We start from the raw sequence: 24491 nt of genomic DNA, 5'->3' as shown, positions 1-24491 counted from the left end.
CATGTAATGCCAAATCAAACTTTGAAACATCCATATCGACATCTATAGATTGTAATTCAAGATTGTTAAAAGTTTGAGCTCCTTCTGGCGCGTTTTGTAACGCAAATAAAATTTGAAATAATGGTGAGTGCTGTCCTAAGCTACGCTCAGGCTGTAATTCTTCAACCAGCTTCTCAAATGGTAAATCTTGATGATTATATGCCTCTAAAGTAGTTTCTTTCATACGCCCCAGAAATTCTTTAAAACTCGGATTTCCAGATAGATCTGAACGCATTACTAGGGTATTTACAAAGAATCCAATCAATTCTTCTAATTCTCTGTGATTCCGATTCGCTACAGGGCTTCCTACCAGTATGTCTTCCTGTCCTGTATACCGATATAGAAGTACTTTAAATGAAGCTAACAGCGTCATATATAAAGTAACGCCTTCCTGTTGGCTCAATTTATACAAATCTTTCAGTAAATCTTTTCCTAGCCTATATGTGACCCGACCTCCTGTATATGTCTGAACTAATGGACGCTCATAATCTGTAGGTAGCTGTAGTACTGGTAAATCACCACTTAATTTCTTTAACCAATACTTTAAGGATTTCATGTCATAACTAATTCCCTTTGTGTGTAACTCATTTTTAAACTTCAAGAAAATTCCTCCAAATAATAAATTCCATTGCGTCTTATACAAATGGAGCTCCGTTCATAATTTATAATCTAATGATTAATGCATTTCCACCTAAATCATCCCAAAGTTTATTCTTACTATTCTTAGCTGTAAATAGTAAGAATAGTAAGAATAAAACCTGCAACATACTCATAAATCCCCCTTATATGCATAACCATGTAAAAATAATAATGATTTGTTTTTACTTTAGTATTAGCCCTTTTTAGATTAAACGGGTAGTCATTTTTAAAAATCACCCTTTTTTAATTAAATTCCTTTCATGGAATATCTTCCAAGAAAATCGATTTATCTATTACTTTACATATTTCGTGGAACCTTTTTCTTAATTCCTCACGAGAAGAACCAACAAAAACAACGGACCCAATAGTACCTGTAGAAGATTTACTCTCCCTAAGTTCTTCTCCTTCTTTCACCCTAGGCTGATATTCTGTAACCCATGAAAAAGGAAAACTATCAATCATTGAAATAAGTTTTCCACGTCTTGTCGGAATTAAATATGAAGCTGAAAGTTGTTTTGGAACAATATTTCGTGGAACTGTCACATCCAGTCCACACTCTAATCTAGACCATTCAGCATTCAAATCCACTCCATAAGACTGAATAATACATTCCCCTATTCTTGCGCCTGCCGTTCTACTTGCAATTTCACAAAAAACTAGTTGATCATTAGCTGTATGAAACATTTCGCAGTGAAATGATGAATGATTCGGAGCTGGTAAAGATTTAACTATGTTATTAGTAAACTCGTAAATGCGACTAAAAATCTCTTCGTCTGGTGATAGCAACTCAGTTAATGCACCTAAAACTTGTTGATACCCACCACCTGCAACACGATTTAAGGGAACCGTTCCGTATCTTCCAACGGCTAGGAAAACAATTTCCCCATCCATAATCAAACCATTTGAATGATACATTTCTCCATCTACAAAAGTCTCAACCATCATATTAACTAAGGCTGTACTCTCCATAAATTCTTCTGCTTGTTCCCAGTTCCAAATCACCTTTGTATTAATTGAGCCAAATCCATCTTGTGGTTTTACAACTATAGGGAATCCATTTTTAAGAATAAATTTATACAAATCCATAGGAGAATAAACTTCCATGTAATCTGGACAAGGCAAACCTGCTTTTTTGATATATGACTTCATGGTTGGCTTATGACGAAATGCGCGGGCACTTTCTACAGACTGTCCCGGTATATCTAAAGCCTCCCTTATCCTTGCTGCACGTAAAAGGTCTCTTTCATCTAATGCAATAACACGACTTATAGAATGTTCTTTACCAAGCTTAACTGCCTCAACTTCAACTAATCCATTTGAATCATAGTTCCTAAAACCCTTGACCAAAGAGTATCCAGTGAATTGATCCGAAAAATTCGAATCTGTAAACATATACACTGGCTCCGGGTATTCCGATAACCATTCTAAAAAATTTGTCATATATTTTTTATCCGGCCCTAATCTATTCAGTATTAATACTGTCATTTACGTTCCTCCATTTATAAAGGTGATCTATCTATAGTCTTGAAAATATTAATTTTAGGCCTGGGGCTAATGCTTTTTTATTTAGTTATGTATTTAAAATTAAGGCCATCACACCTTGTAATATTCGGAAAATTCTTCTCTTTATTAGTTCCCCTTACCAATATAGAAGGCCACATCCCTTCAATATTTGGTTTTACCCAAGTAGGGACATACCGGAAAACTAATCCACATCTTCTTCTTGTCGATTGATTCAAAGGACTTCCATGAATTACATCTCCATGAAATACAGACATTTCTCCTGCTTTAAGCTCTAAAGGGATTGCAGCCTCTTCATCAGATTGTTTTAAGCTTACTTCATTAAATACTAAAACATTGTTCCCTTCTGCTTTTTTATGTTCCACAAGCCCCTTATTATTTGACCCAGGAATAACATATAAGCAACCATTGTCAATATCACAATCATCAATAGCAATCCAAACTGACACTTGGCATGGAGGGTTTAATTCCTGATAACGAGAATCTTGATGCCAAGGTACATAATGGTCATCCCCAGGCCACTTACAAACAAATCTTGAACCAATTAGAAAAATATTTTCACCAATTAAAGACTCAACCACATCTAAGACTTCTGAAGAGATGGCAACATCCCATACATAGTCTTGATCAATATGCCTATTATGAAGTTCTCTTTTAATATTTTTGTTTTGTAATCCTTCTATTTCAACCATAGAATCAAAATGAGATCTAAACATAGTTGCTTTATCTTTGTCAAAAACAGGAATCTTATTTAAATAACCTTCTTTTTCATATTGATCTACTAGATTTTTTGATAACACTATTAAATCCCCTATCAATTTAATATTTAGTTAAATTTACGAATATATATTTCTATAATATTAACCAGCAAACTTTATTTTTTAGTATACTAAAAAGTTTTTAACATACTAAAACATCTTCTGTTTTAAATAGTTCCTCCTCAAGTAACTCACAAAGTAAGTGAGATATAGCTTTATGAGACTCTTGGATGGCAGGTGTCATTGTTGAAGGAATCTTTATTACTATGTCACAAATATTATCTAACTGCCCTTGGTTTAATCCAGTAAAAGCAATAGTTTTTATCTCCATGGCCTTTGCTACTTTTGCGGCTTGAATTACATTCTCTGAGTTACCTGATGTACTTAGCAGTAATAGACAATCTCCATTTTTACCAAGTGCTACCAGTTGTTGAGCAAAGACCAAACTATAGTCAATATCATTTGAGATTGCAGTTATAACACTAGAGGGGCAAGTTAAAGAAATAGCGGGTAATCCTCCCTGTAATTTTTTTGCCATTTCAGCCCCATCAGAACCGAAAAACTCAGTTAGTTTTTTCATAAATAGCTCATTAATTGGTCTAGCCTTCATGTAATCTTTCACTAATTCTGCCACTATATGCTCAGCATCACTAGAACTACCACCATTTCCACAAACAAACACCTTATTTCCATTTTTAAAAGTGTTTAATAAACAAAAATAAGAGGAAATAAAACTGTCTGTAACAGATACCAAGTCTTCATTTATATCATAAAGTCTTTTGCCTACATATTCTTTTTGCACATTAATTCTCCTTATAATATTGATTTTTTATTTTTCAGAAACGGAAACTAATATCAAAACCATTTTAACTTACCAAATTGTTCGGCCACCATCGATAACCAGAGTCGCCCCAGTCATATAAGAGGATGATTCACTACACATATAAATTAAAGTACCACTATATTCATCTGGATTAGCTAATCGACCTAATGGTATTCGTGATTCGACCCGTTTTAGAAACTCACTATCTTGATCCTTTAAAACGCCACCAAGTACTAATGTATTTACTCTTACATTTTTATTTGCCCAATAAGTAGAAAGATATCGTGTTAGTCCTAGTATGGCGGTCTTTACACTAGAATAAGAAACTGGTTTTATATCTTGTTCTTCTTCAGGTATACCCTCTCGTCTATAAAGTCTTTGGTCAGGAGAAATTATGGAAAGATCTGAAGAAATATTTACAATTATCCCCTTTCCCTTATTAGCCATATGTGTACCAAATACCTTAGAACACAAGAAAGCACCGGTAAGACCAACTGAAAAATCTTTATTCCATTTTTCAAGAGTAAAATACTCGAACTGCAATGATTCTTTTAAACCCATTTCTCTTGATACTTGAGGATTATTAGCTGCATTATTAATCAATATATCTATTCTTGAATACTTATCTATAATTTTTTCGTATGCAGATTTAATATCTCGTTCCGAAGTTATATCGGTTGTTATAACTTCAACAGCTTTATCTGGATATAAAGAGTTCAACTGAGATTTTGCTTCCATTAGCCTTTCGGTATTGATATCTAAAAGTATAGGAACCCCACCAGCATCTATAATTGCTTCTGCGTGTTTTAAACCTAAAAATCCAGCTCCACCAGTAATTACAGCAACCTTACCATTTAGTCCAAAGTATTCTTTTAAAGTTTTCAATTTAACCATCCAATCTTGAAATATGAAGTTTACCAAAAGCTAATTGGCGTGTATCTGTATTTAGAAACAATTTTGAGTGTGTCCGCATTTTATTAAGAAATGGACTCCTATATATTTCTGACAATCCTTCTGGATCACCCACAAACCCCTCAAACATAAAATCTGTAGGGTTACTTGTACTATTATTTTCATTAACGCCTGCATTAAAATTCACTAATGAATAATACGGCTGGTCTTTCTCCATATTAAAGTGTTCCCACAATGCCTTTTCCCTTTCACTTTCTTCTAAAGCGTGTGCCCAGGAATAAAAAGAAACTATAACATCAGCCCCTTCCTGATATTTACCTTTAGAAAATGAAGCACTTTTCATCATTAAAAAATCTAGACCATATTCTAGAACTAATTTATCTGAGGAGATACTGTTACTAAATTTTTGTGAATTATAAATATCTTGATCTATCTCAATATCTATAATTGTTCTCCAATTGAAAACTTCACTCTGAGCCTCCAAATCAGTATATATGTAGATATTTCTAGATCCCGTTAAAGTATGTAAATGATCAAGATCTGATTTATCCGGGGTCCAATCCGCTTTAGAAAGTAATTTTAACTTGTACGTGTCCCACATCAAAATTCACCCCAAATTTCTTCTATATAATCTAAAAGTCGTATAGCTGATGGATCTTTTATTTTAAAATAGTAAGCTGCTTCCTTCAGAATATTCTCTCTTAACACAGTGTTAACTAGTCCTTGATTAATTGTTTCTTTTAAATCCAAAAGATTTGTACAGAGACTACCATGACCAGCGAGGTGAGTTGGCAATGTTAATAAACCTGTAGCTTTTAGAATGGCTTGCCTTATACAATCGTCTTCAATATAAAGACTAACTGGTACATCATTAAAAGATCCTTGTAAAGTTGTATACGCCAGAGTATCAAGGTTTACCATTGAGGCCGTAGAAATAACCAAATCAGAAACAGCTAAATATTCGAGATAATCAGAAAATTCATCTTCCGGTACTACTTTTAATCCCTTACCAAACTCATTTAAAATATCCGCGTATTTAGAAATTTCACGATGGGTCATTCTTGGGTGAACTTTATATAAAAAAGTAACATCCAAATTTAGTTCCACTAGAGATGTAAGAACATGTTCAAACCCTATGAAATCTGATTCATATTGGAGCGCTGAACAAGCATAGAATACAACTTTTTGATTTTGGGATATTCCTAAAGAACTTCTTATATTTTCACGAACCATAGATAATGGATCTGATCTTAGGAATAAATCATGCGCTAGCCACCCTGTACTACATATAGGGCCAGAAAATCTATGTTTCATAATTTCAACAGCCAAATTATCCACAGTAGCTAAATGTGTAACTCCATACTTTAACAAATCATCTTCCCCATCATTTAATATATTCCCTACTCCATAATAGTCTTGGATACCTAGAATAGGTCCCGAGTACCCTACATTGCGAACCGCAGTAGGCAATATTTCATCCACATCAATACCAGTTACAGGTGTTGTCCGTATTACAATATCAAAATCTATTTCCTTAAAGAATTTAATCATAGACTCTAGTATTAAAGAGGTATCAATACTTCCATCGATATTATCATTTGAAAGTTCGAATGACTTTACATTTATTTTTTCTATTATATTTTTATTCAAATAAAAAACTTGTACTCTTTCGTTTATAAGTAAGGAAGGATAACGCTCAACAATAAACGTAATGGCGGTATCTGAAAGTAACAAATAAATCTCATATTTAGAAGTTAAGGTTGGAATTGCTTCTGCAATAAACCAAGTAGGGCCTGGATGCCTACATGTAATTATGATTCTACGCATATCAAGAACCTACCTTTCTAGAATCCAGGACATTTATCACAAGGATGTAACCTACACTTCTCTTGTTTAATATGCATTTGGCGTAATTGCTGATACCTTTTCCCTTTCCAAATCTCACTAATAGAAGTGTTTCCTTCAAACTTCCCAGGAGCCAAAATACTTTTATAATCTTCATCGCATATACTAGTCGTACCATCAAACCAAATATATAATCTCTCCCATAATAAAGAACATGGCCTCTCTGTTGAGATATCTATTCCCTCATAAATGTTAAGTCGGTCAATTACTTTACGATATGCAAACTCATCAACTAATCCAGACCAAAATTCTTTTGCATATTCAATATCTTGATCTTCATCAACGACTACCATCGATGTTCTTGTTCTAAGACTAACTTCAGGATATTCTTCTTGGTGAATTTTATTGAATCTTCTGATATTTTCTACAACTTTTTCGAACTTAGCACCAAGACGTATACGTTCATATTCTTCTGGTATCGCTGAGTCAACAGAAAAAACAAGAGTATCCAAACCAGACTCTAATAACTTTCTTGCATTATTTGCTGTAAGTACTGTAGCATTTGTATTTAATTTAATATCCAAAACACCGTTCTTTTTCGCATATGATATCATTCGATATATATCTTTATTGAGTAAGGGTTCTCCTCGACTAGCAAGAACAATAGATGCTAAATTATGTTTTGCACCTTCATCAATTATTTTTTTAAATAGTTCGAATGACATATGTCCCTGTAAAGATTTATCACCTGAAAACGTCGAATCACTTTGAAAACACATTGTACATCTAAGATTACAAATACTAGTCGGTTCAATACATAGCACAATTGGAAATTCAGATGTTAACTGATTCCTTGGATAATTATTGAAACGGTATCTATATACTAGATACTGTATGCGCTCTTTAAAGGTCGGCAATTTCATTACATTTTTCAATTCCGTGACAGAGAATGATTGCTTATCGAAACTTAAATCCCTACCCTCTGAGTAATGGATAGTAGGATTCTCTAAATAATTAATAACACCGGTTAAATCAGCTTCAGTAGAATAGTGATGAAGGTTCTGAGCAAACTCAGTTTTCAGCTCGTGTAATAATTTTTCTCTAATGCTTTTAATATCTATATCCATAGAATACAATCTACTTTCAAAAAAATCAGTGTTATTTAGTTGATTCATATGAAAGAACCCCCTTGATAGTATTTATCAAAACATTCATTTGACTCACGGGACCAACTGTAATTCTTACACTACCGGCTAGAAGTCCTTCATTTCCGTTATCTTTCACGTATATTTTTTTATTTCTAAGTTCGTTCATTATGTCTTCTTTCCGACTACCAAACCACACTTGAATAAAGTTTGCATATCCTCTATATACCTTGAAATCTAACTCTTCCATGCTTTGGGCAAGTCTTTCTTTACCTTTTTTTGTTTCAATCACTATCCCTTTAATTTTTTCAACCCCGCTCGTTAACAAGTATTCCGCTACTAAAGCTGCAACACTATTAATTTCAACAACCGGTTTCATAGCGTAAATATATTTTCTAAGAGTTTCATTTGTTAAGATATAACCAAATCTAAGTCCGGCTATTCCCCAAGCTTTAGAAAATGTTCTAACAATAACTAGATTATCAAACTCATCAATTCGTGAGCCCCAGTTATCTTCATAATAATCGTTATAAGCTTGGTCAAGTAAGACGACTACACCTTTTCGCTCGGCTTCTTTAATTATATATTCTAGATCATAATCAGGCATAGCAGAACCCACATTTCCATTTGGGTTCGCAATCGCAATTATCTTAGTTCTTTCAGTAATGTTATTTATAATATTTTGAGGAGCAATCCGAAAGTCATCTGAATTATGCAATACTTTCTTGCATGAAAGATTCATTAACTCACAATATCCTTGGAACATGCCATATGTCGGAAATGTAATGATTACTTCATCACCTTCATTACAGAACGTCTCGTATATTTGTTTGATTCCGCTATCCGATCCTGATGTAAGTACTAACTGTTCAGGTCTAACCCCCAAACTGTTCGCTAAAATTTCATATACAGGTTTAACTTCAGGATAGGCTGTTAAAAGTTCTGGTGTAAGCTTATCCTTGATTGCTTGAAATAATTCAGGTTCTAAGTAAGGTACCATCTCATTATAATCCAGTCTCAATCCATCCAGTCGAGTATTATAATCTTGATTAGGTCTCTCTAGACCAATCAAATGATTTCGTGGTAAAATCATAACTTCACCCCACAGTTGGCTAAAAGTTGATTTTCAACCCATAACATCTGTCCATGGGCTGCTTTAATTGCATTCTCATATAAGTCTCTTGGCAAATTTTGTGCATATGGAATTTCGCGACAAGCTCTCGCCCAAATAACCCATGCCCATAAATTTGGAGATATTTCTTTTTCATGTTGTTCCATTAAATAATCAATTGCCTTCGCTTTATGAGTTACTTCTCCTGTTGTGCATGTAAATACTAAACGAGCAGGAAGGGCTAAGAGAGCCGCCGTGTCATCAATAGGTCGACTAAACCACCAGTCATTATCTTTTGAAAGTAAGGATTGTACTAAACTAATAGACTCCTTTCTTAGTTCCTCTATACTAGGTCTCACTATCCTATCAGAAATATTCTCACCGTAAATTAATGTCGCACTGTCGCATAACATAACTGCTCGGTTACGAGTACCATATGTATAAGGAAGAGTCTCAGCATTTAATTCTTTTACGGAGTAACATTTAACATCTACTCTCCCATAACCCATATCGTGAAGTTTCCCTTCAATTTTATACATTGCCTGGATAAAATCGATATCTGTATCATCAGCTAAAATTATATCGATGTCGAAATCACTCCAACCATTAACAAAACCACCATATCCTAAACTCCCCATACCATATATGGAGACAAGATCATTTCTAAGTACTTCTTTCGCTACCTTAATTAAATTATTAATTGTATCTTTTCCCTCTTCAGGAATTAATGTATTTTTCATATTAGTACACTTCCTTCATATAAGATGTCTTGAAGCATTGATTCTAATAATCGTTTGTGGTTAGAAGCAGTCAAAACAGGATTAGCACCTCTAGTGGTCTCAAAGGTGAATCCTCCCTTGTAATTTAAGTTCCACAAAAGGGATATAGCATTTCTTATTTCTGCATTACCATCTCCAAGCAGAACATTTTCTCCTGAGAATGTCCTATCCTTAATATGAACATGAGTAATACGTGAACCTAGTTTTACAACGTCACCAGCTACGTCATGTCCAAAAAAAGTAGAGTTCCCTATGTCATAGCAAACTTTGACATTTGAGTTCTTTAAGTCATCTAAAAAACTAATTAATTCATCCGCCTTAAGAGAACTTTCAATGCAAATTTCCACACCAAATTCACGCGCAATATTCGCACAATTTAATAATGGCTCTTTATATCTCTGAATAGACACATTGTTAAGCTCACTTGACTCAAAGAATGGTATAATTAAACGTCGCACACCTATTGCTGCAAAACTTGGAATCAATTCAATAAGTTTATGAAAACCTTCTTCAAAGTCTTGTTGAATAAATGTATCTATACAAACAGAATTAACGCCTACTCCCGTCTGTTCACTCACACTTTTTATCTCCGCTAATCCTTGTGGTGAATATATAGGATTATTAGGGTTGAATTCGCGTTCAACAAGTAATTCAATATATTTCAACCCCAGTTCCTTTGCAAGAAAGAATTCTTCTTTCCAATTATCAGGGAATTTTTGCAACACTTCTGGCGGAGTTTGACTTAGTCTCCCTTGTATAATTCCAAAATTTAAGGATCCATATACGGTTCTAGACTTTAAATCAGCATAATTTGTATCCACTAGTCTCTGTAAACGTTCAAGTTGATAAATATCGTCAATATCATAGGCTATTCCATGATCCGTAAATGCCAAGATCTTTTTCCCTGCCATACTTGAATCCTTTAATACCGTGTTTGTTCTAACGATATCTACATAACCATCTTGAGCATAAACCACAGGTAAGGCCTGTCTAGGCTGATCATAAAAATCCTTAACACCTGGAAGGTTAAGTAATGGTTGGAGAGTAGATTCATCGTCTATTTCCCACATTTTATATGGACTAAATTCTGGTCCTGATACAGAGCGAAGTGAAGTGGCATCTGGTTGAGATAACATATATTCAATCGCTTTATCTATCATTCTTGAATCTCTTAATGGTACAGTAGGCCTTAATTGAACAACTAAATTTTGGGTTACACCTTCATTAGCAGCAATCCATTCTAAACAGTGTTTAAAAACCGGTAAATCAGTCGCCGTGTCAGTAGCATATTCCACTGGCCTTATGAAAGGTACCTCCGCACCAAATTTTTTAGCAACTTGGGCTATCTCAGCATCGTCTGTAGAAACTATTACCCTAGTTATATATTTTGATTGAAGTGCCGTAAGTATAGGGTAAGCCACAAGAGGTAACCCATTAATAGTTGCAAGATTTTTTCTTTTTATTCCTTTCGATCCACCCCGTGCTGGGATAAGAGCAAGAATTCCCATAATATCCTCCTGTTAAAAGATCCATAATTTTTTATTGTCGACTAAACAATAAATTAGTTATTTCCTTTCTGTTTAATATTTATAATTTTCTGTCAATAACTTTAAAGCGCACTTAAACTTTTTACACGTCTTAATTTTTGCAATACGGGGATTTCTCTATCTATCATACCAATTTCAGCACTCCCAAGAGAGGATTCAATACACCTTATCCCCTCAACCATATCTTTCAACTCTTCTGGTTCTAGTGATGCACTTTGGTCAGATCCCCACATAGTTCTTGATAATGTAATATGTCGCTCTATAACAGCTGCCCCCTTAGCAGCAGCTGCAAGAGTAGGCCAATAGCCTAGCTCATGACCTGAATATCCTACGCTACAATCAAAATGATTTCGCAAAGAGTCTAAACGGTTAAGATTAATTTCTTCTACTAAATTTGGATAGGTACTTGTACAAACTGTAAGTATCAGTTGATTTTGTTTTAAAATCCTTACTGCATTTGATATTTCCTCCAGTGAAGACATCCCAGTTGAAAGTATTACCGGCCTTCCAGTTTCTCTAATCGCCTCTAGAAGTTCGATATCAGTTATTGTAGCAGAAGCAACTTTGTAACATACCGGGTTAAACTGTTCAAGAAAATCTACGGATAGCGTATCCCATGGAGAAGCAAAACAATCTATCCCTAACTTTTTACAAAATTCAAATATTTCTTTGTACTCTTCAAAACCAAATTCAAGACCTCGCTTCAAATCCCCGTTGGTGGAGCCAAAAGGACTCTCCCTAGGAACGGCAAGTTCAGCAGCAGAGTATACTACATTAACTGTTCTTTTTTGAAATTTTACTGCATCGCATCCAGCTTCGTGTGCAACTTTAATCAGTTGCTTAGCAATATCAACATTTCCGTTATGATTAATACCGATTTCTGCAATAATATATGATTTCGAAAAATCTTTAATCTCATTCGAACCAATTTTCATAATTTATCACCTATTCCTTTTTTTGTTATTACACAATAAATATCTAATCACATTTATTCCCAATTGTAAACGATTAAATATTCTTTATTCTGAATTTTTGTTATTATACAATAAATATCTAATCACATTTATTCCCAATTGCAAACAATTAAATGTTTTTTATTCTGAATTTTCGTTATTATACAATAGATTTTTCGATCCTACCTTTCTCCAATCGCAAATAACTAAGCGAACTTACGTTCCTTTTTTTATTATTATATAATACTTTTATCCAATTCTATCTTCCTCCTATCGTAAACACTAAGTCGAGCTTACGTTCTCGTTTTTTTGTTATTAGACAATAATTTTTTTAGACATATCTCTTCTTAATCGCAAGTAAAACGAGAACACTAGTTCTCTTTTCCGTTATTATATAATGGTTATATTAAGATATCTACTCTTTTTAACGACTTACCTCTATAAGAATGCTTTTTGCGATACCAATTTTCAGGAACCTTATACAACATTGTTTTCCTATTGACTTTTGATATTTTAAAATAACAACTCAAAATCTGTATAATATGAATTCCTACAATGCAGCTGAACTAACCCGTACATACAGCATTTATTTTATCGTTTTCAAGCGCTTTATCTGTCCTTCTAAAATTTCATCTCTATATGGAAGAACACATGCATATTTAATCATTTGTAAATTAATACGTAAACGATGGGCATATTGATAAAAAGAGAACTTATAAATTTGAGATATTGTAACTTTTTAGTTAATAATGATATTTCTACACAACCTGTTTTTGTGTCTGCTGTTTTACCTATCCTGATAAAAAAGAGAATAAGAAGCGATTTTTTATGATGGGTGCATTAAAGAATTATCGCGATGAACGTGTATCAACCTCTGTAGAAAAGTTAGTGCCATAAGATCATTTCCTTCATACAATTGAAGCTACGACTTACTTTGATTTTATTAAGGAAAAGTTGCATCCCTATTATTGTGAAAATAATGGTCGTCCTTCTATTCATCCTATCGTTTTATTTAAGATGATGTTTATTGGTTATTTTTACGGTATTCGGTCTGAACGTCAAATGGAAAAAACGACAGAACCAATGGTAGCATTCTTACTCATGATGGTCGGTCTCATAATCGTGACTGGTTATACTTCCATTAACGCGATTGTAAAAGCCGAACTCTTCCCAACTGAAATTCGCGCACTAGGCGTAGGTTTACCATATGCACTAACCGTTTCGATATTCGGTGGAACTGCAGAATTCATCGCTTTATGGCCAAAGAGTATCGGAATGGAGTCACTATTCTACTTCTATGTGGTGGATGTATCGCAATAAGCTTTATTACGTATTGGCGTATGGATGAGTCATCGAAGACTTCGCAGATTGAGGCGGAGCTTGGTGGTGTAGATAAATTAGTTAATAATAAATCTAGTTAAAATTATGTATTAATCTTCGTTTATATGAAAAAGCATAATTCATTAATATGCAATTCAAAAACCTCTACTTATATGTAGAGGTTTTTAAACTTTATAACAGAAAAGATATTCAAATTTACTTATCTTCTATTCGATTATGACATGTATTATTTAGTTCGTTATTTATTTTGAAAGCGCATACATAAGGTTTAATATGTTCAATATATTAAAAAAATCCTATATTTATGTAAACAAAACAAATAATATAAGAATATACAGAAAAATACATTTTTTACAATAGGATGGGGGAATCGTTATGAAACTAAAAAAAAAACGATTATAGGGGTAACATCTCATCGCTATCAAGCTAATAAAACAAAATCCCCCCTAAAATGAAAAAATACGCTATTCTTTCTGTAGAATCATAAGAAAGGATGGTGTTTTTGTATGTCTATTTCTGTATCTGATAAATTACAACTATTTGCTCAAGAAATTCAAAGTTTCTTATCCCCAAATATCTTACGAAATCTTGCTAGAGATGTTGGTTTTGTACAGCGAACCAGTAAGTACCAAGCAAAGGATTTAGTCGCTTTATGTGTATGGATGAGCCAAAATGTCGCTACAACTTCTTTAACTCAGTTATCCAGCTGCTTAGAAGCATCAACAGAAGTGCTCATCAGTCCTGAGGGATTGAATCAACGGTTTAATAAAGCGGCGGTCCAATTTTTACAACACATATTAGCGGAACTACTAAACCAAAAATTGGGCTCATCTATACCGATTTCTTCTCCATATACTTCTGTTTTCAAGCGTATTCGTATTTTAGATTCAACTGCATTTCAACTCCCAGATTCCTTTTCATTCGTTTATCCAGGTGCAGGAGGCTGCAGCCATACAGCGGGGGTGAAAATTCAGCTTGAATATGATTTATTAAGTGGACGGTTCCTACATATTCATACCGGTCCAGGTAAACAACATGATCGAACCTACGGTTCTCTGTGTGTCCCAACTGTGACAGCGAATGATTTATGTATTCGAGATTTAGGATATTTTCATTTGAAAGATCTTCAACATATACAAGACCAAAAAGCTTACTATATCTCTCGTATCAAGTCGAATACACGTATTTATCAAAAAAATCCCAATCCTGATTATTTTCGAGATGGAAGAATCAAAAAAGGTACGGAGTATATTCAGATAGATATGGAGGTGTTAATGAACTCTCTTCAGCCAGGACAAACATGTGAAATACCCGACGCTTATGTAGGAATGACTGATAAAGTACCTACTCGTGTGATTGTTCATCGACTAACAAAAGAACAACAAGAAAAACGATTACAAGATCAAACTATAAGAGAAAAAAAGAAAGGAATGAAGTATTCTCCTCGTAGTAAACGACTCAGTGGTATCAATGTATATATGACAAACACTCCTACAGATGTTGTCCCAATGGGACAAGTACATGATTGGTATTCTTTACGTTGACAAATCGAAATTTTATTTAAAACGTGGAAATCATTCTTTTGCATTCATCATTGTAAAAAGATAAAACAAGAACGATTGGAATGCCATTTGTATGAGCAACTGATCGCCATTCTACTCTGTTCCTCTATTATGTTTCAAATGCGGAAATTACTTCTTATGAAAAAGAAACAAGAATTGAGTGAATATAAAGCTATTTATATGATTAAAGACTATTTTTTTCTTCTTTTCCAAGCTATACAGAAAGACACCCAAGAGCTATCAAAGATTCTAATTCGCCTGTTCAACCTCCTACAGCAAAACGGGCGAAAATCTCATAGGTATAAGAAGAAAACAGTCTTTGATATATTAGGTGTCGTTTACAATTGTACCATGTCGGATGATCAAGCGGCTTAAATTTAAAAAATGAAACCCATTAGGGTTTATTTCGTATGCAAATCTTTAAATTCTCTACACGTAGCCTTTAGAAAAAAGAAACAACCTTTACTATAATTGACGTTGTATGAGCTTAGCTTGATAGCGATGTGGTGGGACCCCATGCCCATCAAGCTAAGATTTTCAGAAACCTCCCATTACAAAAATTTTACCTTTTCACAGTTATTCATAAGAGTTCGGCTCATTTTTTTTTGGGCCTTTATTTTCTTTAAGTTGATGGGTATGTAAGGTGGCCCCCCTCATGCCTCCTTACAGGGAGAATGATAAGGCATTTTTTATTTACCCAATTACCGAGCTCTCAAATGTTTTAAATAGTTACCTATCCCCTAATCACCGAGTATGTTTATTTCTCTAAATCACTGTCCATAATAATAAATAAAGACAAACCCTTTATCCTTAAGATACAAGCTCTTTCTCAAGAGTATCAAACTCGGTGATTAGGGTAGAGTGGTATACCACGCCTTCCCAATCACCGAGAAAGCGAAGAACTTCTATCCAAAGTTCTTCCTAAATACCGATACCATAAATAGTCAAAAAACAGCTACCAATGTTGATAGCTGTTCTACAAAATCAAGCTGATTTGATTCTTTACATCACGTTTCGAAAAATCTGTGCGTAATTGTAATGAAATATCATACTCATTACGCTTTTTATTCTCTTTAACAGATACAGACTGAATTAGAGGTAGTAAAAATCTTCTTTTATCCATATCACTTATTTCTTGAAGCTTGACATCATCTTGAAATACTTCATTCAAAGTATATGACCATGTTTCTTTACTTTTTTCAATTTTTTCTTTGAGAATAATTTGCTGTTTAAAGTCGTTCATTTGTTGTATGATTCCATCTAATTTTCGCTGTACATCCGAGCGATAAATTGCTAAAGACTTCAAAAAACGTTTATCATCGTTATTTTTCATACGCTGCTTGAGCTCTTCTGTAATATTGTGAAGTTTGATGGTGTAGTTTTCGAAGAGATGCTGATGCTTTTGAATATTGTTATTCAACTCTTGTATCTCATACTGAATTTTTTGTTCTATCGCATGATATACATTGTGAAATCCACTTATTTTCACATCAGTAAGTGTTTGATTCACTACTTTATCATGAAGGAGATCTGCATCTATTCTTAATTTGCAGTTATTACAAAAATAAATTTTCCCTCCATACTTTTTATTTGTAGAACTTACTGTTTGTTGATTCTTTGTTTTCATTAGTTCCTGGCATTTTTCACAAGAAAGCAACCCTTGTAGCAGAAAACTTGTTTTGTAATGTTTAGGAATCATGTTGCCATTACGTTTTTCTGAATAAATACGCCAACATGCTTCCCATATCGTTCGTGAAATGATTGGTTTCACATAGTGATTGGGTGCTTCAATCCAAATATCCCTTGCATTTTGCTTACCATCTGTTTGTCGTCGCCATGATAATAAGCCACAATAAAAAGGATTAAGTACAATCGCCTTTACATTCTCTTTCCCCCAGTCCTTTCCGCGCCGAGAACCGTTGGGGAGTGTATTAGCAATGTGCTGAAACCCATGACCATTTAAATATAAGTTGAATATTTCTTTTACATAGCAAAGCTCTTCAGGGTATTCAATAAACTGCCCACTATTCTTATCATATGTGTAACCAAATGGCGGCTTACCACCAAGCCATTTTCCTTGTTTTGCTTTGTTTTCTAGGCCTGATCGTGTTCTTGCGATAATGGTGTCAACTTCATATTTAGTAAAACCATCCTCCATAAGTTGCACAATTAAATCATTATCAGCATTGTACACACTTTCGTTCGAACTAATAATAATGGGAATGGCAAGTGTCTTCATGATAATACGAATGGTTTGATGTTCAAGTGGATCCCTAGCAAGGCGATCACTTTTATAAACAATGACAAAATCAAATTCTTTTCTTTTTGCCGCTTCAAACATGTTTTCAAGTTCTTTTCTACTAGTTATTTTATTTTTCCGAGCGGAAACAGCCTTATCAAGAAAAGAATGAGTATGAATGCAATCATATTTGCGAATCACTTCCATAACAGAGTTCAATTGCATATCCATGTCCTGTTTATCAGTAGAATGTCGCCCGTAAAAAGCAGCCTTCATATTTGGCTTTAAAATATGAGAGAGCTTCATGGTGTCAGCACCTCTTGAGTTCGTAAGAATGGGTGTTTAAAAACTATTTCGCAGTTCTTTCCGTCAGTTTTGACTTGCTGTATTAAATCTTGAAAAAAGGAACCCAGCTGTAGATTCTCCTTTATCTTGTCATAGGATAACGACATAGAGGATTGATAATTACTTACCTTTTCACGTAGTTGCTTTACATCATTTAATTCCTGTATTACCTGTTCTTTTTGTTTTTTATATTTAGCAAGCTCATCATACAGCGTCATAATTTCAATTTCTTTTTGTTCCTTATAAGGTGCATCAGTATCCTGATACCACGTATCTACTTTAGCAATCAATTTTTCATTAATAAGTTGGATTTTCTCTTCAATGGTTTGGATATTCTGTTTCACTTGTTTTTTTGCATTTTGTTCATATCGATCGAATAGTTCATGAAAATGGGGAGTAAGTAAGCTATCAAAATATTCCTTACAGCGTTCGAAGACTAATGGTTCAATTGTACTCTTCAGAACATAAATCGAAGAATGATTTAAACATTTATACTTTAAACTTTCCTTTTTTCTAGCCTTTACTTTTTGTAATGATTCATTACATTTCGAACAAGTTAATAATCCTTGTAATGGAAATAGTACTTGTTCAAATACGTAATCTTGATGAGTCTTTAAAGGAGATAAAATAGTGACGATACTACAAGTCTTTTCCCATATATCCTTATCAACAATAGACAGTTTTTCATATTTACTAGTGACATCTTCACCAAAAATATTCATAGTACGTAATCCAACGTATGTAGGATTGAATACGATTTTCCTAATATCAGACGAAGTCCAATGCTTACCATTTTCCTTTAATCCCAATACACTACACAATTCTTTCAGAGATTCATACTTTTCCGCTACAAGTTCTTGAAAAATCATTTTTACTACTTGTATTTGTTCATTTATTAGTTCGATTTCTCTTGTTTCTTTATTCCATTTGTATCCATATGGAAGACGTCCAGGATTCTTCCCACTTTGAAAATTAGCTTTTAATGTTTGCTTTAATCGTTCAATAATTTGTTCACCTTCACGTTGAGCCATACCGGCCATAATTAACTCAAGATACTCACCAATCGGTGTATAGTACATTGGTGGCTCATTCGGTGCAGTTAAAATAACATTTATCTTCTTGCTTCTTAGTATTTGATAAATTTCATAATACTCCATTACATTTCGGGCTAGTCGATCTCGTTTAAATAAAAATAAATTTGTTACATTGTTATTCTTGATATCTTTTAATAATTTTTGTAAAGCTGGACGTTTTTTTAAGCTAACTTTTCTAGCTGATACCGCTTCATCAATATACTCTTCATCAATAATCAATGCCATATCAATGGAGCGAGTAAGAACTGAATTTTGTTGCATTTCGATTGAGTTTTCTTGTGAATCAATTGAACTTCTATAGTATGCAACTGTCTTCAATTCAAGACCTCCTCTCATGATGTTCTATTTACACTGTATGTATAAAAAAGAATTGCTAGTCCTTTTCGACGGCTTTTGTTAATTCTTTTTTAACAATTTCTATATAAGCTTCAAACCATTTTTGAGCTGATTCTGGATCATGAATATAACTGACAGATATAATTTTAATTTCTTTTTTCTTTTTCATTACTTCTATTCCTTTCAAAAAATCATTGGAGGTTAATGTTATGATACATGAACTTGGAAAACACATTCGTACACTTCGTACTCAAAAAGGAATTGGATTAAACACTTTTGCAAAACAACTTGGTGTATCACCAGCTTATTTAAGTAATCTTGAAACCGGAAAGACAGATACCATTCAACTTTCACTATTACAAAAACTGCAAGATGAACTTCACCTCATTACAATGGATAATTCTTTATTAATTCAAGATGAAATAAAATATAGAATTACCCGCGCAAGCACCCTATTACATAATTTGATACAACAAGATAAAGCATTGGGATATTACTTATTAGAAACCTTAGAAAAAGGTATTGATCTATCTCAAGTTTCACTTACTTTCCATAACAACGATCAAGATTATTATTTACAGAACTAGAAAAGCTATTCATCATTAAAAACAACTATTTATTTTAATGAATAATTTAATCAAAAAAGAAGAGCATATCTCTTAAGGAAAGAGAATGCTCTTTTTATTTTTCATCTTCTTGGCAACTTACTGCCGCTTCAACTATAGATCTTAAAATTGGATTTTTCTTTTCCCACTCTTGTTGAAACCATTCTTTTTGTTCTTCTTTTCCCATTAATGCAAGTGATGAATGAATAATGACTTTTGTATTACCAAATTGAAATTCTTTCATCATATCCCCCCTTGCATTATATGTATGCATGACAAGAAAAAAGACGAACTATCATTTTCATAGGACAAGTTAGCCATACATATCTATAACAATAATACTAGACAAGCTGGTAGGTGAAACGAATGTATCGTCCAGAAGAACTTGATGTATTCATCTATTTACGTAAAAGTCGAAAAGATCTTGAAGAAGAAAAAAAAGCGATGGAACATGGACAACATTACGATACGCTTGAACGCCATCGAACTCAATTATTAGAACTCGCTCATAAAGAGCATCATAATATAATTGATATTTTTGAAGAGGTTGTTTCGGGTGAATATATATCTGAAAGACCAATGATGCAAAAATTGCTTCGTGAAGTAGAAACTGGCATAGCTGATGCTGTATTAGTAATGGATCTAGATCGCCTCGGTCGTGGTGATATGGTGGATCAGGGAACGATTTATCGTGTATTTCGCTATTCAGAAACATTCATTATTACACCAACAGAAGTCATTAACCCAAATGATGAAAATCAAGAGTTAACATTTAGTATCAAATCTTTAATTGCTCGAGAAGAATTAAAAACAATTGTGAAACGTATGCAGCGTGGCAGAAGAGCTTCTGCCAAAGAAGGAAAATCCATCTCGCGTGTTCCACCTTACGGGTACTTACGAGATAATAATTTAAAACTTTATCCTGATCCTGAAAAAAGCTGGGTAGTATCTAAAATTTTTGAAAGCATGGCTGGCAGACTGGGTAGACAGGCAATCGCGCAAGAATTAGATAGATTAAGTATTTCGCCTCCAGAAGGCGAATACTGGAATCCTTCAACTATCTCATCCATTATTAAAAATGAAGTATATCTCGGTCATATCATTTGGGGAAAGATACGCTATACAAAACAAAATGGTAAGTATATACGAAAAAAAGTACCAAAAGAAGGATGGCAACGACACAATCACGCTCACTCTCCACTTGTATCAGAAGAATTATTTCAAAAAGCTAACATGGCTCATAGTAAACGTTGGAGACCTCCTACAATAAAAACAAAAAAACTTTCTAATCCATTGGCTGGAATCTTACTATGTGAACTATGCGGACATTCCATGCTTTATCAGCCACGAAAAGATCGGCCTAATCCCCAAGTTCGTTGTGTTCAACCATCCTGTAAAGGTGTTCAAAAAGGAGCATCCTTATCACTTGTTGAACAGCGCATACTTGATGGATTAAAACAAATTATTGAAAGCTTTGAGATACAAGAAAACATGGTACAAAAAGAGATATCGAGCAATAATATTCATTTACAACAGAAAGCTCTAGAAAAGAAAGAACAACAAATAAATGATCTACAAAAACAAAAAAGCAATCTCCATGATTTTTTAGAAAAAGGTGTATATGATGTTGACACATTCTTAGAGAGGCAAAAATCTATTGCTGTACGATTGAAGACTACCCAAGAGGCAATCGAAGAGCTTAAACATGAAATTAAAAAGATATTAAAAAAAGAAAAACATATACATGAATTTGTTCCGAGAATCAAAAATGTTTTAGAAGCTTATTATGCAACGAATGATATAGAGAAGAAAAATCATCTTCTCAAATCGGTGCTTGAAAAAGTGACTTATTTACGGAAAAAAGAGTGGAAAAGAAAAGATGAGTTTGTAGTGGAATTATATACTAAAATATAACTCTCAAAATCAATAATATACGATGACTCTTATCCAAAATACTTATAAAAGGGGTATCGCCCCATCATCATCAAGCTAACAATACTAAATTTCCTTAAAATAAAAAAACACGCTATTCTTCCTGTAGAAACATGGGAAAGGATGGCGTGTTTGGCATGAACTTATCGACTTTTGATAAACTAGAATTGTTTTCTAAAGAGTTACAACGATATATGTCACCTGATGCTTTAGAACAATTAGCTAGAGAGTGAGGATTTGTTTTATCTGTAAAACCTTATGATGAACGTGCGGAAGCTGATTTATATTTTGAAATGTATTTGAAAGAACGCGGCTTATTTATCGGCGATGAAGAACCCGAAATTGATAAGGTTATGATTCGAAAGAAAGTTGAAATGTTATAGAAAAAAGCAGGATAGCAATATATCCTGCCTTTTTCATTTAAAAGTCTTATTCTCTAATATAACAACGTAATCATTTGTCAGTCTACCAGCTTCTTTTGTATAATCCACCAGTCTTTGTACATTGTCACAACAAATTTTTGCGCCCCATACAAGTAATGGAACACCAATAAAATCAATATGTAATCTTCTAGAGAATAAACCACCAAATGTCATAGGAAGTGGAACAGTTGGTGACGTATTTGAAAAAATGATTTTTTCGTTGTTTTGATATTGATGTTGAAGAATTCTGCCTAGATTTTTCATAGATGGTACCACAACTTTCGATGCCCCGCACCCTACTGTATAAACAGGATTGCCTCCCTCATCTCGGCCATGAAAAATAATTTTTCCCATATCAGAAGTTTTAAGTTTATTAAAATAGTCCACATTTAAAATTTCTTCTCTCGTTAATTTCCGATTAGTTGGTAGTTTGTTTAAATGATACGCTGCAGCTAGTGAGGTTGTATGCGTTCCACCATAATCAGTGTAAATAAAAATCATATTCTCATTCCTTTGTCATTTACATTCAATATTGATTAGTATCACCATTTCATCATTTACTAATCAAAAACCGATATATTTGGTTCTAGTGCAAAGATAAAATAAAAGGGAATATAGCACATATATTTCTAACGGGATTGTATTTTATACTATCAGCCTAAATAATTGATGGATGAATTCTTTTTGATTTTGGACAGACTGATTCTTTAAATTAGTCTGTCTCTTTTTCATCATATGCATGACTTCCACACCACTCAATATAGCGGTTGCTGTTTAAAGTGATTTGAATTCCATCATAGAGCGTATGCGTTTCTTAATAAAACGATGATCTTGTTCCACAATGTTATTTAGATATTTTATCTGCCTGATTGGGATGCCTAGTGGCATCTTTTTTTCTTTCCCCAATTTTCCCATGGTTATTAGATAAGCTGGATTTTTATCAACTATAATCACCCGGGTTTTAGAGACATGAAAAGACCGCAAAGCTTTCTTAAAGAATCGCCTTGCAGCCTTATGATTTCTATACATTTAAATATTTTTATGTTTAAATTTATTTCTTAAGGAACTTTTTAAGGCAGTGAAAAATATCCTTCTTATTTTTCACTATATAATACTTAAACTTCTCATCTTCAATGCTTTTATAAACCGAAAAAAGGGTAGATGATGAGCGATTATACTGGTTCACCTCTCCATACCCAAACATGTTAGATACTTTCATCAACTCCTGCACCAGTTTGACACAGCGTGCATTATCAGAGGTTAAATTATCTCCATCTGAGAAATGGAATGGATATATGTTATAGCGTTCTGGAGAGTATTTTGTTTCGATTAGTTCTAATGCTTTTCTGTATGCTGAGGAACAAATGGTTCCACCGCTTTCACCTTTTGAGAAAAATTCTTCTTCTGTAACAACTTTTGCTTCTGTATGGTGCGCAATAAATTCAATATCAACTGTTTCATATTTTGTACGTAAAAAACGAGACATCCAGAAGAAAAAGCTGCGGGCCATATATTTTTCCCAAAGACCCATCGAACCGCTCGTATCCATCATTGCTAACACAACAGCTTTTGATTCTGGCTTTAAAACTTCGTTCCACGTACGGAATTTTAAATCTTCTCGTTTAATTGGGTGGAAGGCCGGATTACCATTCATTGCATTTCGTTTATAGGCAGAGATTATCGTCCGTTTTTTATCAATATTTCCCCAAAGGCCCATTTTGCGAATGTCGTTAAATTCAATATGTTCAACGCGATTTTCGTCCATTTCTTTTTGCTGTAAATTAGGAAGCTCTAATTCTTTAAAAAATGCTTGCTCCAACTCTAAAATCGATACTTCTGCCTCGTAGTAATCTTCTCCTGCAGAGTCCCCGGCGCCTTTCCCTTTTCCTGGTCCTTTTTGTTTTTGACCAGAGCCATCTCTCGCTACAACATCACCGACCTTACTATCGCCTGTTCCTTGACCAACATGCTTATTTTTATCATAGTTATAACGAATTTTATATTCATCTAGTGAACGAATTGGTATTTTTACAACATCCCTGCCATTGGACATGATAATGCTCTCTTCTGTAACAAGGTCTGGTAAATTATTTTTTATTGCCTCTTGTACTTTTTCTTGATGACGTTGCTGATCATCGTGTCCTTTACGATGGAGGGACCAATTTTCCTGTGAGATCGTATAATTGTTTTGATTTTCTTCTGTCATTCCTTTCCCTCCTTACATAGTTTTTTATGCTTTCATAAAGTGAAACTTTAATCAGTGGGGATTTTCTTCATCCCCCACTGATTATTAGTTGAACCAATCGGGCTTTTACGGGCAGTTTATCTCCCGCCTAACTTCTTTGCTTTTGCTGAATTTTGAGGCGGGAGTATTACTGACCGTTAATGCGGGATGAAAACACATCCTAAAACATGGGCTTCTTAGTTAGAAAATAAATTTTAAAGAAATGCACTTCATACTTAAGAAAGAAACACAATGCATTGTTGCACACTTTACGGCTCTGCAACATATTGTATTGTGTTGACTTTTTTCTATATGAATG

Annotated in this window: 20 protein-coding genes and 3 pseudogenes; 4 read left to right on the top strand and 19 right to left on the bottom strand. The window is 33.8% G+C overall.

The features are described 5' to 3' along the window. The 12 genes from H280_RS0120650 to H280_RS0120590 form a co-directional block, all read right to left on the bottom strand. Positions 1 to 682: condensation domain-containing protein (locus tag H280_RS0120650; protein WP_196810755.1), on the bottom strand; the 682-nt coding region annotated here is incomplete at its 3' end. A 254-nt stretch (positions 683 to 936) separates the two neighbouring features. After that, entirely contained in the window at positions 937 to 2163 is a 1227-nt protein-coding gene (locus H280_RS0120640) for an ATP-grasp domain-containing protein (RefSeq protein WP_020063018.1), read from the bottom strand. Positions 2164 to 2240: 77 nt separating this feature from the next. Continuing rightward, positions 2241 to 2999 (bottom strand): phytanoyl-CoA dioxygenase family protein, encoded by a 759-nt coding sequence (locus H280_RS0120635; RefSeq protein WP_020063017.1) that lies wholly within the window; start codon positions 2997 to 2999, stop codon positions 2241 to 2243. Positions 3000 to 3099: 100 nt separating this feature from the next. Further along, positions 3100 to 3759, bottom strand: a complete 660-nt coding sequence (locus H280_RS0120630; RefSeq protein WP_020063016.1) for a D-sedoheptulose-7-phosphate isomerase — start codon at positions 3757 to 3759, stop codon at positions 3100 to 3102. Positions 3760 to 3828: 69 nt separating this feature from the next. Next, positions 3829 to 4674: an SDR family oxidoreductase gene (locus H280_RS0120625; RefSeq protein ID WP_034304037.1), complete on the bottom strand. Its 846-nt coding sequence runs from the start codon at positions 4672 to 4674 to the stop codon at positions 3829 to 3831. Beyond that, on the bottom strand, positions 4667 to 5293 hold the full coding sequence (locus H280_RS0120620; RefSeq protein WP_020063014.1) for a hypothetical protein: 627 nt from the start codon (positions 5291 to 5293) through the stop codon (positions 4667 to 4669). The genes H280_RS0120625 and H280_RS0120620 overlap by 8 nt, the downstream gene beginning before the upstream one ends. Beyond that, the gene (locus tag H280_RS0120615; RefSeq protein WP_020063013.1) at positions 5293 to 6519 is read right to left on the bottom strand and encodes a hypothetical protein; all 1227 of its coding nucleotides are present in this window, start codon (positions 6517 to 6519) and stop codon (positions 5293 to 5295) included. The genes H280_RS0120620 and H280_RS0120615 overlap by 1 nt, the downstream gene beginning before the upstream one ends. Positions 6520 to 6536: 17 nt before the next feature. Then, positions 6537 to 7712 carry a radical SAM/SPASM domain-containing protein gene (locus H280_RS24070; RefSeq protein WP_020063012.1) on the bottom strand — a complete coding sequence of 392 codons (1176 nt, stop codon included), beginning with the start codon at positions 7710 to 7712 and terminating at the stop codon, positions 6537 to 6539. Beyond that, positions 7696 to 8775 (bottom strand): pyridoxal phosphate-dependent aminotransferase, encoded by a 1080-nt coding sequence (locus tag H280_RS0120605; protein ID WP_020063011.1) that lies wholly within the window; start codon positions 8773 to 8775, stop codon positions 7696 to 7698. The genes H280_RS24070 and H280_RS0120605 overlap by 17 nt, the downstream gene beginning before the upstream one ends. Continuing rightward, positions 8772 to 9533: a hypothetical protein gene (locus H280_RS0120600; RefSeq protein ID WP_020063010.1), complete on the bottom strand. Its 762-nt coding sequence runs from the start codon at positions 9531 to 9533 to the stop codon at positions 8772 to 8774. Before H280_RS0120600 ends, H280_RS0120605 begins: the two co-directional genes overlap by 4 nt. Further along, positions 9530 to 11080, bottom strand: a complete 1551-nt coding sequence (locus tag H280_RS24490) for a cytidylyltransferase domain-containing protein (protein WP_020063009.1) — start codon at positions 11078 to 11080, stop codon at positions 9530 to 9532. Before H280_RS24490 ends, H280_RS0120600 begins: the two co-directional genes overlap by 4 nt. A gap of 101 nt (positions 11081 to 11181) precedes the next feature. Beyond that, positions 11182 to 12054, bottom strand: coding sequence for an N-acetylneuraminate synthase family protein (locus H280_RS0120590; protein ID WP_020063008.1), 873 nt, complete (start codon positions 12052 to 12054; stop codon positions 11182 to 11184). 846 nt (positions 12055 to 12900) lie between these two features. Here H280_RS0120590 and H280_RS25910 point away from each other — a divergent pair. Further along, a pseudogene (locus tag H280_RS25910) lies at positions 12901 to 13167 on the top strand (transposase); the annotation flags it as partial. Positions 13168 to 13919: 752 nt separating this feature from the next. After that, positions 13920 to 15350: pseudogene (locus H280_RS24060) on the top strand (IS4 family transposase). Positions 15351 to 15951: 601 nt separating this feature from the next. Here the strand turns inward: H280_RS24060 and H280_RS0120575 are convergent. The 3 genes from H280_RS0120575 to H280_RS26785 are packed head-to-tail and all read right to left on the bottom strand — an operon-like array spanning position 15952 to position 19158. Then, complete coding sequence (locus H280_RS0120575; protein WP_020063005.1) at positions 15952 to 17520, bottom strand: recombinase family protein; 1569 nt, start codon at positions 17518 to 17520, stop codon at positions 15952 to 15954. Continuing rightward, on the bottom strand, positions 17517 to 18971 hold the full coding sequence (locus H280_RS0120570) for a recombinase family protein (protein WP_020063004.1): 1455 nt from the start codon (positions 18969 to 18971) through the stop codon (positions 17517 to 17519). The genes H280_RS0120575 and H280_RS0120570 overlap by 4 nt, the downstream gene beginning before the upstream one ends. A 55-nt stretch (positions 18972 to 19026) precedes the next feature. Next, positions 19027 to 19158, bottom strand: coding sequence for a hypothetical protein (locus tag H280_RS26785; RefSeq protein WP_020063003.1), 132 nt, complete (start codon positions 19156 to 19158; stop codon positions 19027 to 19029). A gap of 40 nt (positions 19159 to 19198) precedes the next feature. On the opposite strand from H280_RS26785, the gene H280_RS0120560 reads away from it, so the two are divergent. Then, positions 19199 to 19576 carry a helix-turn-helix domain-containing protein gene (locus tag H280_RS0120560; protein WP_020063002.1) on the top strand — a complete coding sequence of 126 codons (378 nt, stop codon included), beginning with the start codon at positions 19199 to 19201 and terminating at the stop codon, positions 19574 to 19576. Between the two features lie 94 nt (positions 19577 to 19670). On the opposite strand, the gene H280_RS25900 is transcribed toward H280_RS0120560, so the two are convergent. After that, on the bottom strand, positions 19671 to 19841 hold the full coding sequence (locus tag H280_RS25900; protein WP_155895038.1) for a hypothetical protein: 171 nt from the start codon (positions 19839 to 19841) through the stop codon (positions 19671 to 19673). A 119-nt stretch (positions 19842 to 19960) separates the two neighbouring features. On the opposite strand from H280_RS25900, the gene H280_RS0120550 reads away from it, so the two are divergent. Further along, positions 19961 to 21508, top strand: coding sequence for a recombinase family protein (locus tag H280_RS0120550; RefSeq protein WP_020063000.1), 1548 nt, complete (start codon positions 19961 to 19963; stop codon positions 21506 to 21508). A 434-nt stretch (positions 21509 to 21942) separates the two neighbouring features. On the opposite strand, the gene H280_RS0120540 is transcribed toward H280_RS0120550, so the two are convergent. From H280_RS0120540 to yhbH, 3 genes and pseudogenes are all read right to left on the bottom strand, one after another. After that, positions 21943 to 22449 carry a DUF3189 family protein gene (locus H280_RS0120540; protein WP_020062998.1) on the bottom strand — a complete coding sequence of 169 codons (507 nt, stop codon included), beginning with the start codon at positions 22447 to 22449 and terminating at the stop codon, positions 21943 to 21945. 144 nt (positions 22450 to 22593) lie between these two features. Beyond that, positions 22594 to 22971 (bottom strand): annotated as a pseudogene (locus tag H280_RS25405) (DDE-type integrase/transposase/recombinase); the annotation flags it as partial. Between the two features lie 28 nt (positions 22972 to 22999). Beyond that, positions 23000 to 24154 carry a sporulation protein YhbH gene (gene yhbH, locus H280_RS0120535; protein WP_020062997.1) on the bottom strand — a complete coding sequence of 385 codons (1155 nt, stop codon included), beginning with the start codon at positions 24152 to 24154 and terminating at the stop codon, positions 23000 to 23002. Positions 24155 to 24491: the final 337 nt, after the last annotated feature.

The sequence above is a fragment of the Bacillus sp. 123MFChir2 genome (assembly GCF_000383235.1).
Taxonomy (GTDB): domain Bacteria; phylum Bacillota; class Bacilli; order Bacillales; family Bacillaceae_G; genus Bacillus_A.
The sequence above is the reverse complement of the archived record's forward strand: the minus strand, read 5'-3'. Positions and strand labels throughout refer to the sequence as shown.

Coding starts and splice junctions, on each gene's coding strand:
- H280_RS0120625 (WP_034304037.1), bottom strand. CDS start 4,674: ATGGTTAAATTGAAAACTTTAAAAGAATACTTTGGACTAAATGGTAAG.
- H280_RS0120560 (WP_020063002.1), top strand. CDS start 19,199: ATGATACATGAACTTGGAAAACACATTCGTACACTTCGTACTCAAAAA.
- H280_RS0120575 (WP_020063005.1), bottom strand. CDS start 17,520: ATGAAGCTCTCTCATATTTTAAAGCCAAATATGAAGGCTGCTTTTTAC.
- H280_RS0120605 (WP_020063011.1), bottom strand. CDS start 8,775: ATGATTTTACCACGAAATCATTTGATTGGTCTAGAGAGACCTAATCAA.
- H280_RS0120640 (WP_020063018.1), bottom strand. CDS start 2,163: ATGACAGTATTAATACTGAATAGATTAGGGCCGGATAAAAAATATATG.
- H280_RS25900 (WP_155895038.1), bottom strand. CDS start 19,841: ATGATGAAAGAATTTCAATTTGGTAATACAAAAGTCATTATTCATTCA.
- H280_RS26785 (WP_020063003.1), bottom strand. CDS start 19,158: ATGAAAAAGAAAAAAGAAATTAAAATTATATCTGTCAGTTATATTCAT.
- H280_RS0120620 (WP_020063014.1), bottom strand. CDS start 5,293: ATGTGGGACACGTACAAGTTAAAATTACTTTCTAAAGCGGATTGGACC.
- H280_RS24490 (WP_020063009.1), bottom strand. CDS start 11,080: ATGGGAATTCTTGCTCTTATCCCAGCACGGGGTGGATCGAAAGGAATA.
- H280_RS0120540 (WP_020062998.1), bottom strand. CDS start 22,449: ATGATTTTTATTTACACTGATTATGGTGGAACGCATACAACCTCACTA.
- H280_RS24070 (WP_020063012.1), bottom strand. CDS start 7,712: ATGAATCAACTAAATAACACTGATTTTTTTGAAAGTAGATTGTATTCT.
- H280_RS0120550 (WP_020063000.1), top strand. CDS start 19,961: ATGTATCGTCCAGAAGAACTTGATGTATTCATCTATTTACGTAAAAGT.
- H280_RS0120590 (WP_020063008.1), bottom strand. CDS start 12,054: ATGAAAATTGGTTCGAATGAGATTAAAGATTTTTCGAAATCATATATT.
- H280_RS0120600 (WP_020063010.1), bottom strand. CDS start 9,533: ATGAAAAATACATTAATTCCTGAAGAGGGAAAAGATACAATTAATAAT.
- yhbH (WP_020062997.1), bottom strand. CDS start 24,154: ATGACAGAAGAAAATCAAAACAATTATACGATCTCACAGGAAAATTGG.
- H280_RS0120615 (WP_020063013.1), bottom strand. CDS start 6,519: ATGCGTAGAATCATAATTACATGTAGGCATCCAGGCCCTACTTGGTTT.